Origin of the sequence: Streptococcus hyointestinalis, assembly GCF_041225505.1 — a bacterium.
Classification (GTDB): domain Bacteria; phylum Bacillota; class Bacilli; order Lactobacillales; family Streptococcaceae; genus Streptococcus; species Streptococcus hyointestinalis_B.
This window is the reverse complement of record NZ_JBCLSK010000009.1, coordinates 1-14,444: the sequence shown is the minus strand read 5'-3', so window position 1 is coordinate 14,444 and position 14,444 is coordinate 1. Positions and strand designations below refer to the sequence as shown.

At 42.3% G+C, this 14,444-nt stretch carries 14 protein-coding genes and 1 pseudogene; 14 read left to right on the top strand and 1 reads right to left on the bottom strand.

Going from position 1 to position 14,444, the window contains the following annotated elements:
- The first annotated feature begins 9 nt into the window (after window positions 1–9).
- The 14 genes and pseudogenes from dnaN (at window position 10) to ftsH (ending at window position 14,047) form a co-directional block, all read left to right on the top strand.
- A complete protein-coding gene (gene dnaN / locus AALA56_RS03585; RefSeq protein ID WP_369908784.1) occupies window positions 10–1,143 on the top strand; it encodes a DNA polymerase III subunit beta in 1,134 nt (377 codons plus the stop codon).
- A gap of 87 nt (window positions 1,144–1,230) precedes the next feature.
- Window positions 1,231–2,109, top strand: coding sequence for a diacylglycerol/lipid kinase family protein (locus tag AALA56_RS03580; RefSeq protein WP_369908783.1), 879 nt, complete (start codon window positions 1,231–1,233; stop codon window positions 2,107–2,109).
- A 10-nt stretch (window positions 2,110–2,119) separates the two neighbouring features.
- Window positions 2,120–2,326 (top strand): DUF951 domain-containing protein, encoded by a 207-nt coding sequence (locus tag AALA56_RS03575; RefSeq protein ID WP_164682039.1) that lies wholly within the window; start codon window positions 2,120–2,122, stop codon window positions 2,324–2,326.
- A 109-nt stretch (window positions 2,327–2,435) separates the two neighbouring features.
- Window positions 2,436–2,780 carry a helix-turn-helix domain-containing protein gene (locus tag AALA56_RS03570; protein WP_369908782.1) on the top strand — a complete coding sequence of 115 codons (345 nt, stop codon included), beginning with the start codon at window positions 2,436–2,438 and terminating at the stop codon, window positions 2,778–2,780.
- An 81-nt stretch (window positions 2,781–2,861) separates the two neighbouring features.
- Window positions 2,862–3,977: a redox-regulated ATPase YchF gene (gene ychF / locus AALA56_RS03565; protein ID WP_164682041.1), complete on the top strand. Its 1,116-nt coding sequence runs from the start codon at window positions 2,862–2,864 to the stop codon at window positions 3,975–3,977.
- A gap of 80 nt (window positions 3,978–4,057) precedes the next feature.
- Window positions 4,058–4,627, top strand: coding sequence for an aminoacyl-tRNA hydrolase (gene pth, locus AALA56_RS03560; protein WP_369908781.1), 570 nt, complete (start codon window positions 4,058–4,060; stop codon window positions 4,625–4,627).
- Between the two features lie 5 nt (window positions 4,628–4,632).
- Window positions 4,633–8,136: a transcription-repair coupling factor gene (gene mfd / locus AALA56_RS03555; RefSeq protein WP_369908780.1), complete on the top strand. Its 3,504-nt coding sequence runs from the start codon at window positions 4,633–4,635 to the stop codon at window positions 8,134–8,136.
- A 58-nt stretch (window positions 8,137–8,194) separates the two neighbouring features.
- Window positions 8,195–8,461 carry an RNA-binding S4 domain-containing protein gene (locus AALA56_RS03550; protein WP_164682044.1) on the top strand — a complete coding sequence of 89 codons (267 nt, stop codon included), beginning with the start codon at window positions 8,195–8,197 and terminating at the stop codon, window positions 8,459–8,461.
- Window positions 8,454–8,825, top strand: coding sequence for an FtsB family cell division protein (locus AALA56_RS03545; protein WP_115267942.1), 372 nt, complete (start codon window positions 8,454–8,456; stop codon window positions 8,823–8,825). Before AALA56_RS03550 ends, AALA56_RS03545 begins: the two co-directional genes overlap by 8 nt.
- Window positions 8,826–8,829: 4 nt before the next feature.
- Complete coding sequence (locus tag AALA56_RS03540; RefSeq protein WP_115267943.1) at window positions 8,830–8,952, top strand: SP_0009 family protein; 123 nt, start codon at window positions 8,830–8,832, stop codon at window positions 8,950–8,952.
- Window positions 8,949–10,235, top strand: a complete 1,287-nt coding sequence (locus tag AALA56_RS03535) for a serine hydrolase (RefSeq protein WP_369908779.1) — start codon at window positions 8,949–8,951, stop codon at window positions 10,233–10,235. Before AALA56_RS03540 ends, AALA56_RS03535 begins: the two co-directional genes overlap by 4 nt.
- Window positions 10,232–11,497, top strand: a pseudogene (gene tilS, locus AALA56_RS03530) (tRNA lysidine(34) synthetase TilS); the annotation flags it as partial. The gene AALA56_RS03535 and the pseudogene tilS, both read left to right, overlap by 4 nt.
- Window positions 11,498–11,506: 9 nt before the next feature.
- Entirely contained in the window at window positions 11,507–12,049 is a 543-nt protein-coding gene (gene hpt / locus AALA56_RS03525) for a hypoxanthine phosphoribosyltransferase (RefSeq protein WP_164684051.1), read from the top strand.
- Between the two features lie 18 nt (window positions 12,050–12,067).
- Window positions 12,068–14,047: an ATP-dependent zinc metalloprotease FtsH gene (ftsH, locus tag AALA56_RS03520; protein WP_369908778.1), complete on the top strand. Its 1,980-nt coding sequence runs from the start codon at window positions 12,068–12,070 to the stop codon at window positions 14,045–14,047.
- A gap of 108 nt (window positions 14,048–14,155) precedes the next feature.
- Here ftsH and AALA56_RS03515 read toward each other — a convergent pair.
- Window positions 14,156–14,444, bottom strand: a 289-nt coding sequence (locus AALA56_RS03515; protein WP_369908777.1) for a transposase, incomplete at its 5' end; no start/stop codon positions are given.

Genomic DNA, 14,444 nt, shown 5'->3' with positions numbered 1-14,444 from the left:
GGAGTTATTATGCTAAAATTTTCCATCAATAAATCTCTTTTTCTCCAAGCTCTACTAGCCACAAAACGAGCTATCGCTTCTAAAAATGCTATTCCTATTTTGTCTAGTCTCAAACTTGAAGTAAGCTCATCAGCTATTACACTGACAGGTTCTAATGGACAAATCTCTATTGAAAATACCATCCCTACTAGCAATGAAAATGCAGGTCTTCTCATCAGCTCAACAGGTTCTATTCTTCTTGAAGCCAGTTTCTTTATCAATGTTGTCTCTAGTCTTCCAGATGTGAGTGTTGATTTAGAAGAAATTGACCATCATCAAATTGTGCTAAGAAGTGGCAAGTCAGAAATCACGCTTAAAGGAAAAGATGTTGATCAATACCCTCGTCTGCAAGAAGTGGGGACAAGCAATCCTCTAGTTTTAGAGACCAAGTTACTGAAAAACTTGATTGCTGAGACAGCATTTGCAGCTAGCCAACAAGAGAGCCGTCCGATTTTGACTGGTGTGCATATGGTTCTAGCTAATCAAGAGTTTAAGGCGGTAGCGACTGACTCCCACCGTATGAGCCAACGTAAGCTCCACCTAGAGGATAGTACAACAGAGTTTGACGTCGTGCTTCCTAGCCGCTCTCTTCGTGAATTTTCAGCTGTTTTTAGCGATGATATCAAGACAGTTGAGATTTACCTCTCTGATAGTCAAGTCTTGTTTAAGAGCGAGCATATCAGTTTTTACACCCGTATGCTAGAAGGGACTTATCCAGATACAGATCGTCTGTTGACCAATCAATTTGAGACAGAGGTTGTCTTTAAAACCGAATCACTTCGCCATGCTATGGAGCGTGCCTTCTTAATTTCTAATGCCACACAAAATGGTACAGTGCGCCTAGAGATCGAAACTGACAGAGTATCTGCTCACGTCAACTCGCCAGAAGTTGGTAAGGTTAATGAAGAGCTAGAGACGCTCAGTCAGTCTGGAAGCGACTTGACCATTAGCTTTAACCCGACTTATCTGATTGAAGCTCTCAAAGCACTTAAGAGCGAATCTGTGACGGTGCGTTTCATCTCACCAGTTCGTCCTTTTACTCTGACTCCTGCTGATGACGCAGAAAACTTTATTCAATTGATTACCCCTGTTCGTACCAACTAATTGTGGATAAGTAAAAGGCTGAGTTCTTCAGCCTTTTTGAGAATCATTTGTTAGAAGAAGGGGCTTTCTTGTGCTATAATACATGATATGACACTACTTATCATTGCCAACCCCCATGCGGGAAATCGCCAAGCCCTAGCCGTTACCAAAAAGATTAAACAAACTTACCATAAGCCTGTTCAAGTTTTTCTCACACGCTATCCAGATGATGAGAAACGTCAGGTCGAGCGTTTGCTATCGCAGTATCAAGAGGGTGATAAGGTTTTGATTATCGGTGGAGACGGGACGCTATCAAAAACGCTCTATCACCTGCCAAAAACGATTCCTTTTGGCTATTATCCTGTAGGTTCTGGCAATGACTTTGCCCATGCTTTGCATCTGCCGAGCCTCGAAGTGACCCTAGACAGGCTAGATAAAGGGCAAAAAACAGAAATCACAGTTTTTACTTACCAAGGTGGGCTTTTGTTAAACAGCCTAGACTTAGGTTTTGCAGCTTATGTGGTCAAAGAAGCGTCGCAGTCTCGTCTCAAATATTGGTTCAATAAGTGTCATCTAGGTAAACTCACTTATATTTTGATTGCGATTAAGTGTTTATTTAAGCAACCAAGGGCTGATGTGACTCTTACCTATGAGGATGGCAAGAAGCAGTCTTTATCGGACTTGTTTTTGTGCTCTTTAGCTAATAACCGCACTTTTGGTGGTGGTGTTGTCATCTGGCCAGAAGCAAGTGCAACTACTTCACGTTTAGAAATCGTCACAGCACAGGGAAGCTCTTTTTGGGGACGCTTAGCTATTTTATTGACCTTGGTTTTAAAAAGGCACCACAAGTCGTCTCGTCTCTCGCATAGAAGTGTTCGGAGACTTTCTGTTGACTTTGAGGACGATGCTATTATTGAGATTGATGGGGAGATTGTCGCACTAAAACATGTCGATTTGACCCCAGAAAAGCGCTATATTTATCTTTAGGGAGAAAGCTATGTATACTTTAGGTTCGATTGTCGAAATGAAAAAGCCTCATGCCTGTACGATTAAAGCAACAGGTAAAAAAGCGAACGCTTGGGAAGTGGTGCGTCTAGGAGCTGATATCAAGATTCGCTGTACTAATTGCGAGCATGTCGTGATGATGAGCCGTCATGACTTTGAGCGTAAGCTTAAAAAGGTCTTGCAACCAGCAAAAGACTGATAAAACAGTTTTTTGACGCATAGCGCAACGCCTAGTTGCAGCTAAAAGTGCTTGCTAGAACAGGTCATCGCCTGTTATTCTAAAGCTGGAAAAGCAGGATGTTTCCTTTATGACAACATTCTCAACGCAACTGAAAAAACTTCGTCAAGAGCGTCACTTATCCCAAGACGAACTCGCCAAAGACCGCTTTATCTCAAGGCAGGCAATCTCCAAATGGGAAAATGCAGAAGCGACACCAGACTTGGAGCATCTGATAAAGCTTGCTAAGGTCTTGCAAGTGTCTCTAGACGAGCTTATCCTTGCCAAAGCCCCAGAAGTCAAAATAGAGCGGGTCGTTGAAAAAGACAGACCGATGAACATCTGGGAGTTTTTTGCCAATTATTGGTGGGTTGTTTTTCCAGTTGGAGGTCTTTTGGTGTGGTTTTTGTCACAGCTGCGCTCCATTTTTGGCTAAACTGGCTCTAGGGCGAGTTTTTTTGCGCAAACTATGCTATAATGGTTGTGATTGAAAAAATGAACGGAGAAAGATGCAACTATGGCTTTAACAGCAGGTATTGTTGGATTACCAAACGTTGGTAAGTCGACACTTTTTAATGCAATTACCAAGGCAGGTGCGGAGGCTGCCAATTACCCTTTTGCAACCATTGACCCAAACGTTGGTATGGTGGAGGTGCCAGACGAGCGCTTGCAAAAGTTAACTGAGCTTATCACACCGAAAAAAACGGTACCTACGACCTTTGAATTTACAGATATTGCCGGTATCGTAAAGGGGGCTTCGAAAGGTGAGGGTCTTGGAAATAAATTCCTAGCCAATATCCGTGAGGTGGATGCTATTGTTCATGTTGTACGTGCCTTTGATGATGAAAATGTCATGCGTGAGCAAGGGCGTGAGGATGCCTTTGTTGACCCTCTAGCCGATATTGATACCATTAACCTTGAGTTGATTTTAGCAGACCTTGAGTCTATCAATAAACGCTACGCACGTGTTGAGAAGATGGCACGAACACAAAAGGACAAAGATTCTGTTGCTGAGTTTAACGTGCTTCAAAAAATTAAACCTGTCCTTGAAGATGGTAAATCAGCGCGTACGATTGACTTTACAGACGAAGAAAAACAAATCGTCAAAGGACTCTTCTTGCTGACAACTAAGCCTGTTTTGTACGTGGCAAATGTCGATGAGGACAAGGTAGCAGATCCAGATAGTATCGACTATGTGCAGCAAATTCGTGACTTTGCAGCAACGGAAAATGCTGAGGTTGTTGTTATCTCAGCACGTGCCGAGGAGGAAATTTCTGAGTTGGACGACGAGGACAAGGCAGAGTTTCTTGAGGCGATGGGTCTTAGTGAGTCTGGCGTTGATAAATTGACACGTGCTGCTTATCATTTGCTAGGGCTTGGCACTTACTTCACCGCTGGTGAAAAAGAGGTGCGTGCTTGGACCTTTAAGCGTGGTATTAAAGCGCCTCAGGCAGCGGGTATCATTCACTCGGACTTTGAGCGTGGCTTCATCCGAGCGGTTACCATGTCTTATGATGATTTGATTAAGTACGGAAGCGAAAAGGCAGTCAAAGAAGCTGGACGCTTGCGTGAAGAAGGTAAAGATTACGTCGTTCAAGACGGTGATATCATGGAATTTAGATTTAACGTCTAAGCACAAATGAATGAAGCAAAAGGTTAGGAAACTAAGAAGAGTTTCTTAACCGTTTTTGTATTTTGAAAGTGAGAAAAAATATGGTAAAAATGATTGTTGGTCTGGGAAATCCAGGCAGTAAATACGATGGTACACGTCATAATGTGGGCTTTATGGCTGTTGACAAGATTGTCAAAAAACTTGACGTGACCTTTACAGAGGATAAAACCTTTAAAGCAGAAGTAGGGAGTGCCTTTATCAATGGTGAGAAGGTTTACTTTGTTAAACCGACCACCTTTATGAACAATAGTGGTATTGCCGTTAAGGCACTTTTGACCTACTACAATATTGACCTTTCTGATATGGTGGTTATCTATGATGACCTAGATATGGTTGTAGGTAAATTGCGCCTTCGCCAGAAAGGCTCAGCTGGTGGTCACAATGGGATTAAGAGCATTATCGCCCACCTCAATACGCAGGACTTTAATCGTATCAAGATTGGCATTGGGCGTCCTAAAGAGGGGATGAGCGTTATCAATCACGTGCTAGGAACATTTGATACAGATGAGCGTATCACGATTGACAATAGCCTTGACAAGGTTGATAGTGCTGTCAACTTTTATTTACAATCGAATGATTTTGAACAAACAACAAAACGTTTTAACGGGTGATTAAAATGGATATAATTGATTTATTTAGTCGCAACAAGACGATACAAGAGTGGCATAGTCACGTGTCACTACAAAGTAGACAATTAGTGACAGGTTTATCTGGAAGTAGTAAGGCGGTAGCGATAGCTTCTGCCTACCGCTCACAAGGGAAAAAAATCGTTGTGGTAACTGCTAGTCAACACGAAGCTGAGCAATTATCGGCTAACTTGATTGACTTAGTAGGAGAGGACAAGGTTTATTCTTTTTTCATAGATGATATCCTTGCAGCGGAGTTTATTTTTTCTTCTCTTGATAAGGCGGCTTCTCGCTTAGCAGCCCTAGATTTTCTAAGGGATGATAGTCAGTCAGGTATACTTGTGGTGAGTCTGATGGGCTTGCGGGTCTTGCTTCCTTCGCCTGAGGTTTATGATAGCAGCAGGTACACCTTTAGGGTTGGAGTTGAGATGGACCTTGACACACTTGTCAATCACTTGTCGACTATTGGTTACGAAAAAGTATCTCAAGTGACTTCACCGGGGGAATTTAGCCGTCGTGGAGATATTTTAGATATTTTTGAGATGACGCAGGAACAGCCTTATCGTCTAGAGTTTTTTGGAGATGAGCTTGACGGGATTCGCTTATTCGATGTAGAGTCACAAAAATCTCTAGAACAATTGGATGAGGTTAGTGTATCGCCAGCTAGCGATATGATTTTACAGGAGCTTGATTTCGAGCGAGCAAGTAAGCATTTAGAGCGCCAGATAGAGCTTTCTGATGAGCCACTCAAAAGCTATTTGTCTGAAATCTTATCGTCTTGTCAGAAAAAGATGGTACATCAAGAGACACGTAAGTTTCTCAGTCTCTTCTACGAAAAAGAATGGACGCTACTTGATTACCTGCCAGAGGGTACACCACTCTTCTTTGATGATTTTCAAAAGCTGACAGACAAAAATGCCAAGGTAGACTTAGAAGCAGCTAATCTCTTGACAGAAGATTTACAAAGGGGTAAAGCCTTCTCAAGCTTAACCTACCTAGCAGATAGTTATCAAAAGCTAAGAGCTTATCAACCAGCGACTTTCTTTTCAACCTTTCACAAGGGTCTTGGCAATTTACGCTTTTCGCATAGCTATCAGTTGACACAGTATGCCATGCAAGAGTTTTTCAATCAATTTCCGCTCTTGGTTGATGAGATTAACCGTTATCATAAGCAGAAGGCTACTGTTTTGTTGCAGGTCTCTTCTTCGCAGAGTTTAGAGCGTCTGCAAAAGACCTTAGAAGAGTATGATTTAGAGGTCACTATATCAAACAGCGAGGAACTTTTGCCACATCAAGTGCAGTTGATGATTGGTCAGTTGTCCAGTGGTTTTTACTTTGCGGATGAAAAGCTGGTCTTGATAACAGAGCGTGAGATTTTTCATAAGCGTATCAAGCGTAGAAGACGACGCACCAATATCAGCAATGCTGAGCGTTTGAAAGATTATAATGAACTATCAGTGGGCGACTATGTGGTACACAATGTGCACGGTATCGGTCGCTATCTTGGCATTGAAACCATGGAAATCGGTGGGGTTCACAGAGACTATCTGACCGTGCAATACCAAAACGCAGACCGTATCTCGATTCCCGTTGAGCAGATTGAGTTATTATCCAAATACGTCTCTGCTGATGGTAAAGAACCTAAGCTCAATACGCTAAATGACGGTCGCTTTAAAAAGACCAAGCAACGTGTGGCTAAGCAGGTTGAGGATATCGCAGACGACCTCATCAAGCTCTACGCTGAGCGCAGTCAGCAAAAAGGTTTTGCTTTTTCAAAAGACGATGATTTGCAACATGATTTTGACAGTGACTTTGCCTATGTAGAGACAGAAGATCAGCTGCGCTCCATCAAGGAAATCAAGCAGGATATGGAAAGTTCTCATCCGATGGATCGGCTGTTAGTTGGTGATGTCGGCTTTGGTAAGACTGAGGTCGCTATGCGTGCAGCTTTTAAGGCGGTCAAAGACCACAAGCAAGTGGCTATCTTAGTGCCGACAACAGTTCTAGCACAGCAGCATTATGAAAACTTCAGTCAACGTTTTGCTAATTTCCCTGTGACTGTCGATGTGCTAAGCCGTTTTAGGAGTAAAAAAGAGCAAAGTGAAACACTTGAAAAGCTTAGAAAAGGGCAAGTTGACATTATCATCGGAACACATCGTCTGCTCTCAAAAGACGTGACTTTTTCAGATTTGGGCTTGATTGTCATTGATGAGGAGCAGCGTTTTGGCGTTAAGCACAAGGAAACGCTCAAAGAGCTGAAAACCAAGGTGGATGTGCTGACCTTAACAGCGACCCCTATCCCAAGAACGCTTCACATGTCTATGCTTGGTATAAGAGACTTGTCGGTCATTGAAACACCGCCAACCAATCGCTATCCTGTCCAAACCTACGTCATGGAGACCAATCTCGGTACGGTGCGTGAGGCATTGCTTCGTGAGATGGATCGTGGCGGGCAGGCTTTCTATATTTATAATCAAGTCGAGACAATGGAGCAAAAAGTGACTGAACTTCGGGAGCTAGTGCCTGAGGCTAATATCGGATTTGTTCATGGTCAGATGAGCGATATTCAGCTGGAAAATACCCTTCTAGACTTTATCAATGGAGAGTATGACCTGCTGGTTGCAACGACCATCGTTGAGACAGGTGTCGACATTTCAAATGTCAATACGCTCTTTATCGAAAATGCTGACCACATGGGTCTCTCTACGCTCTATCAGCTGCGTGGACGTGTTGGGCGCTCAAACCGCATTGCTTATGCTTATCTCATGTATCGCCCAGACAAGATTTTGACTGAGGTTTCTGAAAAGAGACTAGACGCTATCAAAGGCTTTACAGAGCTGGGTTCTGGTTTTAAGATTGCCATGCGAGATTTGGCGATTCGTGGTGCTGGTAATATCCTAGGCGCTTCACAGAGTGGTTTTATCGACTCTGTCGGGTTTGAGATGTATTCGCAATTGCTCGAGCAGGCTATCGCTCACAAGCAAGGCAAATCTACAGCTAGACAAAAGAGCAATACGGAGATTATGCTTCAGATTGACGCTTACATCCCTAAGGACTACATCACAGATGAGCGTCAAAAGATTGATATCTACAAACGTATCCGTGAGATAGAGAGTCGAGCAGACTATGAGGAGCTGCAGCAAGATTTGATGGATCGCTTCGGCGATTATCCAGACGAGGTTGCCTATCTTTTAGAGATTGGTTTACTGAAAGCCTATCTTGATAGCTGTTTTGCTGAGCGTGTCACACGCAAACAAAACCAAGTAGTCGTTGCCTTTGAAAAAGTATCTCTTCAGCATTTCTTGACGCAAGATTATTTTGAAGCTCTCTCAAAAACCAAGCTAAAAGCCCGTATCAGTGACAATCAAGGTAAGGTCGAGCTCATCTTTGACGTTAGAAATCAAAAAGATTATACGATTTTAGAAGAGCTGATCACTTTTGCAAAGACACTTGCTGCACGAAAAGAAGAGAAAGAAAATCAAGCCAATACATAAAATATAGCCATAAAAGCTCAAAAAATGTTAGAATATAAGCCAAGAGTGAGGTGAAATCATGCGCTTAGATAAATATTTAAAAGTTTCTAGAATTATCAAACGTCGTCCTGTCGCAAAAGAAGTCGCTGACAAAGGACGCATTAAAGTCAATGGTATCCTAGCCAAGTCTTCTACAGACTTAAAAGTAGGAGATGAGATTGAGATTCGCTTTGGCAATAAGCTTTTAACGGTTCGTGTCTTAGAGATGAAAGACAGCACCAAAAAAGAAGACGCCGCTAAAATGTATGAAATCGTAAGCGAAACAAGGATTGAAGGCGATGAGTAAAAAAAATATCGTTCAGCTAAATAATCAATACATACAAGACGAAAACCAAAAAACACGATACGAGGAGGCAGAAGCCAGTAAACGTCACCGTTTGATGGGGATTATCATGCTCTTTGTGATTTTGCTCTTTATCCTGCCTACCTTTAATTTGGTGGAGAGCTACCGCAGCATTCAGTCAAATAAAAAAGAAATCGCAAAGCTCAATAAAGAGTATAAAGCTCTGTCTGAAAAGACAACAAAAGAGCAGGCTCTAGCAAAGAGTTTGCAGGATACAACCTACATTGAGAAGTATGCACGTGCTAAGTACTATCTCTCAAAGGACGGTGAGACCATTTATCTGGTTCCAGGTTTATTACCAAAATAACAATATGGAAAATATAGTCACAATCATTGAGCGTTTTCTTGAGCATTCAGATGACAAGTTAGAAGAACTCTCACAAATGAATCAAGAGCTTTTAGAAACGGTCTATGGCAAAGAGGAGGAGAGATGAAAAAGCTAGCGATTATCCTGCTGTCTACTTTTCTCTTTTTGCCTAGGACGGTGGATAGCACAGAGCGTGACGGAGAGCTCTCAGAAGCTCAAAAAGAGACTTTTTCAAACTCAACAGCGACACAATTACTATACTTTACAGATGTTCCCAAAACGCCTCGTCTTGCAGTTGCTAGCATGACCTATAGCGACCTTGAGCTAACGAGTGAGTCTAGTATGCTTCCAAAAGAAACGCTTTTGGACGTAGAGGCTATTTTGACAAACAGCAAAGGTGTCAAGGTCTTTCAGTTAGCTGATGGGACTTACATTGAGGCAAGTCGTAATCTTATCTTTGACGACAGCATTATCAGTAGTGAGAGTATTGACGAGACGAGATGGCTAAAAAACAGCAGTAGCTTATATAGTGCTCCTTACACTTATGGTGTTGCTAAGCAGGCTAGCACTCTAAGTGCTGGTGATAAGCTTCATCTGGTGGAAAAGGCAGTGACTTACTACGGTACCTACTATAAGCTTGAAAATGGTGGCTGGATTTCTGAGGAAGATACCTCAACGACAGACACACGCATGCTAAAAGTACAGGCATTACTCAACAGCAAGTACAATAAATCCAACTACAGTATCTATGTCAAGCAGCTAACAACTCAGTCTATCGCTGGTATCAATATGGACCAAAACATGTACGCTGCCAGTGTCGCTAAGCTAGCAACGCTTTATATCACTCAGGAAAAAATCAATACAGGTGAGCTGTCCTATTCTCAAAAATGGACTTATGTCGATGCGGTCAATCATTTTAATGGTTCTTATGACCCAAGTGGAAGTGGCAAGCTAAATAAGGAAGCAGACAACAAAGACTATTCTGTTGATGAGCTTTTGCAGCTAATTGCCAAGCATTCTGACAATGTCGCTGCCAATATGCTAGGCTATTACGCTGCAAATCAATTTGATAGCTCTTTTTATCAAACGGTGCGTACCATAGCTGGTCAAAGTTGGGATATGACAGGGCGTCAATTGTCCGCTCACAGTGCAGGAAATCTCATGGAGGCTATTTATTACCAAAATGGTCGCATTATTGATTACCTTTCTCAGACGGACTTTGACACGGAGCGTATCTCAAAGAATATCCCTGTGAAGGTAGCTCACAAAATTGGAGATGCTTACGACTACAAGCATGACGTTGCCATTGTCTATACGAACTCGCCGTTTATCTTGTCTATCTTTACAGACAAGGCGTCCTATGATGACATTAGCCAAATTGCAGATGATATTTACAATATATTGAAATGACCCAGTATAATGATTTATTAGCTTATATTCAAAAAAAGCGCCTCTTTGACAAGCACCAAAAGGTTTTGGTGGCGGTGTCTTCTGGCATTGACTCGATGAATTTGCTGCAGTTTCTCTATAAGCATAGAGAGACTTTAGAAATTGAGCTTGCGATTGCTCATGTCAATCACCAGCAGCGCCAAGCGTCAACAGCAGAAGAAGCGTATTTGCGTCAATGGGCAAAAGAACATGACCTTCCCATTTATGTAGCTCATTTTGAGGGGCTTTTTTCAGAAAAGCGTGCGCGTGATTTTCGCTATGACTTTTTCAAAAAGTGCATGCAAAAGTACAACTACACTGCGCTGACAACGGCTCATCATGCCGATGATCAGGCGGAGACTGTTCTTATGCGGATTATCCGTGGCAGTCGTTTGCGTCATTTAGCAGCTATCAAGGAAGTGCAACATTTTGCAGAGGGGGAGTTGATACGACCTTTTCTGACGCTAAAAAAGGCAGAGCTTCCTGATACAGTGCACTTTGAGGACATGTCTAACCAGTCAGAGCACTATTTTAGAAATCGTGTGAGAAATCGCTATTTGCCGCTCCTTGAGCGTGAGAATGCTCAGTTAAAAACAGCCTTATGTCACCTAGCAGACGACAGTCGTCTAGCTTATCAAGCTTTTCGGGATTTGACAGCGTCTCTCGATATAACCCAGAACGCTGTCTTTCTCAGTCAGTCTGAGGCGGTGCAGTCTCTAGCTTTGGAGGAGTATTTATCGCAATTTTCAGACTTAGAGCTGAGTCGTCGTCAGTTTGAGACGGTGCTTGACTTGCTCCAAAGTCACAAACAGCTCACCTATTCCTTGAAGAACAATTATATCTTGCATAAGGACGAGGAGCGCTTTTGGGTGGATAAAAAAGAAGCCACCTCTTTCTTGTCGTCGCCTTGTCTACTAGCAGCTAGTGAGTCGCTAGTTTATGATGGCTATCGCTTTTCCTATGACAAGGAGCAGCTCTCATTTGCCCTTCCCCTGTATGACAATAGTCCTATCACACTACGTCATAGACAGGCAGGAGACAAGATTTCTTTTGGACATTTTACAAAAAAAGTACGCCGTTTGTTTATCGATGACAAATTATCCCCAAAAGAGCGAGAAGAAGCGATTATTGGTGAGCAAAAGGGTGAGATTATTTTTATTCTAACAAGTCGTAAAACTTATTTGAGAAAAGCCTCTAAACATGATATAATGATAGGCAAATTATACTATCAAAGCGTAAATAAGGGAGATCATATGCTCGAAAACGATATCAAAAAAGTCCTCTACACAGAGGAAGACATTATTCGTAAGACAAAAGAGTTGGGAGCACAACTGACAGAAGATTACAAAGATAAAAATCCATTGTTGGTTGGTGTTTTAAAAGGTTCTGTTCCCTTTATGGCAGAGTTGATGAAGCATATTGATACGCACGTTGAGATTGACTTTATGGTGGTCTCAAGCTATCACGGTGGAACGACCAGTAGCGGTGAAGTAAAAATCTTGAAAGACGTTGATACAAACGTTGAAGGACGAGATATTATCTTCATTGAGGACATTATCGATACTGGACGTACACTCAAGTATCTACGTGATATGTTTAAGTACCGTCAAGCAAAATCCGTTAAAATCGCAACTCTTTTTGACAAACCAGAAGGTCGTGTTGTCGAGATTGATGCGGATTATGTCTGCTATGATGTACCAAATGAATTTATCGTTGGTTTTGGCTTAGACTACGCTGAAAACTATCGCAATCTTCCCTACGTTGGTGTCTTAAAAGAAGAAATTTATTCTAATTAGTAAAGGTTAACAAACTCTATGAAAAACAATAAAAATAATGGCTTCATCCGAAGTTCCTTTATTTACATTCTTGTTATTGTGGCTCTGGTAACCTCTATTCAGTATTATTTTAGAGGTAACAATACACAGAGTCAGCAGATTAGCTACTCAACTTTAGTGAAGCAGCTAAAAAACGGTGAAATCAAGTCTCTGACCTACCAACCTAGCGGTAGTGTCATCGAAATCAGTGGTAAATACAATAAAGCTAAAACAGTCAAAAATACAACTGGGCTTTCTTTTTTAGGTAATTCTACCTCTACAAAAGTAACTTCTTTCACTGCAGTTGCTCTTCCAAGTGATACTTCTATCAAGGATATTACAGACGCAGCTGACAGTGCTGATACAGAAGTAACCGTTAAACCTGAGAGTTCGAGTGGTGCATGGATTTCATTCTTAGCAAGCTTTGTTCCTATTGTCATTATGATTGTCTTTTTCATGATGATGATGAACCAAAGTGGCGGTGGCGCTCGTGGTGCCATGAGTTTTGGCAAAAACAAAGCCCGCTCTGCCAATAAAGGTGAAGTTAAAGTCCGTTTTTCTGACGTTGCCGGTGCAGAAGAAGAAAAACAAGAACTGGTTGAAGTCGTTGACTTCTTGAAAGACCCACAACGCTATAAAGCCCTTGGAGCACGCATTCCTGCCGGTGTTCTTCTTGAAGGACCTCCGGGAACAGGTAAGACCCTTCTTGCCAAAGCCGTTGCTGGTGAAGCTGGTGTGCCATTCTTTAGCATTTCCGGTTCAGACTTTGTTGAAATGTTTGTCGGTGTCGGTGCCAGCCGTGTGCGCTCTCTTTTTGAGGACGCTAAAAAAGCAGGACGTGCTATCATCTTCATCGATGAAATTGATGCTGTCGGTCGTCGCCGTGGCGCTGGTATGGGTGGCGGAAACGACGAGCGTGAGCAAACCCTTAACCAGCTCTTGATTGAGATGGATGGTTTTGAGGGCAATGAAAATATTATTGTTATCGCTGCAACAAACCGTAGTGATGTTCTTGACCCTGCTCTCTTGCGCCCAGGACGCTTTGACCGTAAGGTGTTAGTCGGTCGTCCTGATGTGAAAGGACGTGAGGCTATTCTGCGTGTCCATGCTAAAAACAAACCTTTGGCAGATGATGTTGACTTGAAGGTGGTAGCTCAGCAAACCCCAGGTTTTGTTGGTGCTGACCTTGAAAATGTCCTTAACGAAGCAGCGCTTGTTGCTGCTCGTCGCAACAAAAAAATTATTGATGCTAGCGATATTGATGAAGCAGAAGATCGTGTTATTGCAGGACCTTCTAAGAAAGACCGCACGGTTTCAGAGCATGAGCGCCAAATGGTGGCTTACCACGAAGCAGGACATACTATTGTTGGTCTAACACTTTCAAATGCCCGTGTTGTCCATAAAGTAACTATTGTTCCTCGTGGACGTGCAGGCGGTTATATGATTGCCCTACCTAAAGAAGACCAAATGCTTCTGTCTAAAGAAGATCTTAAAGAACAACTTGCAGGTCTCATGGGTGGACGTGTTGCAGAGGAAATTGTCTTTAATGCCCAAACTTCAGGCGCTTCAAACGACTTTGAACAAGCGACACAAATGGCTCGTGCTATGGTTACAGAGTACGGTATGAGTGATAAGCTTGGTCCTGTTCAGTACGAAGGTAGCCACGCTATGCAACCAGGACAATTTACACCAGAACACTCTTATTCAGACCAAACCGCACAGCTTATTGATGATGAAGTGCGCAATCTTCTTAACGAAGCACGCAATACAGCAGCAGATATCATCAACAATAATCGTGAAACACATCGTCTGATTGCAGAGGCACTTCTGAAATATGAAACCCTCGATGCCGCTCAGATTAAGTCTATCTACGAGACAGGAAAAATGCCAGAAGAAAAAGAAGATAACGAAGAGCATGCTCTTTCTTATGACGAAATCAAAGAAAAGATGGCTCAAGAAAATTCTTCTGACGAAGACTAATCCCGTAAGCCAACCTATGTTGGCTTTTTTCGTTGTTTTCATATATTTTCCGAATAAGTAAGATGAGGAGGACATATGAAACTAAAATACAAAAGCCTACCCGTGGTGCTAGTTGATTTCAAAATATCTCAAATTATAGGCTAGTACGATTTGCTCTATTCTCAATTGTAAGCCTGTTGTCCCTCTGGCTAGAGTTTGCTCCATATTGAAAAGAGCACAAAGTTCTGAAAATCGTGTCTCTATAGTCCTCCTCATAGCCATTAGTTTCCAATGGTTATGTTGCTTAGCTCCTGCCATATTTTGACGCAGAGGAGTCCAAAGATGATAACCTTTCTGCTCCAAATTATCTCTAAGCTCACGACTAAGATAGCCCATATCAGCTAAAATATATGGATGA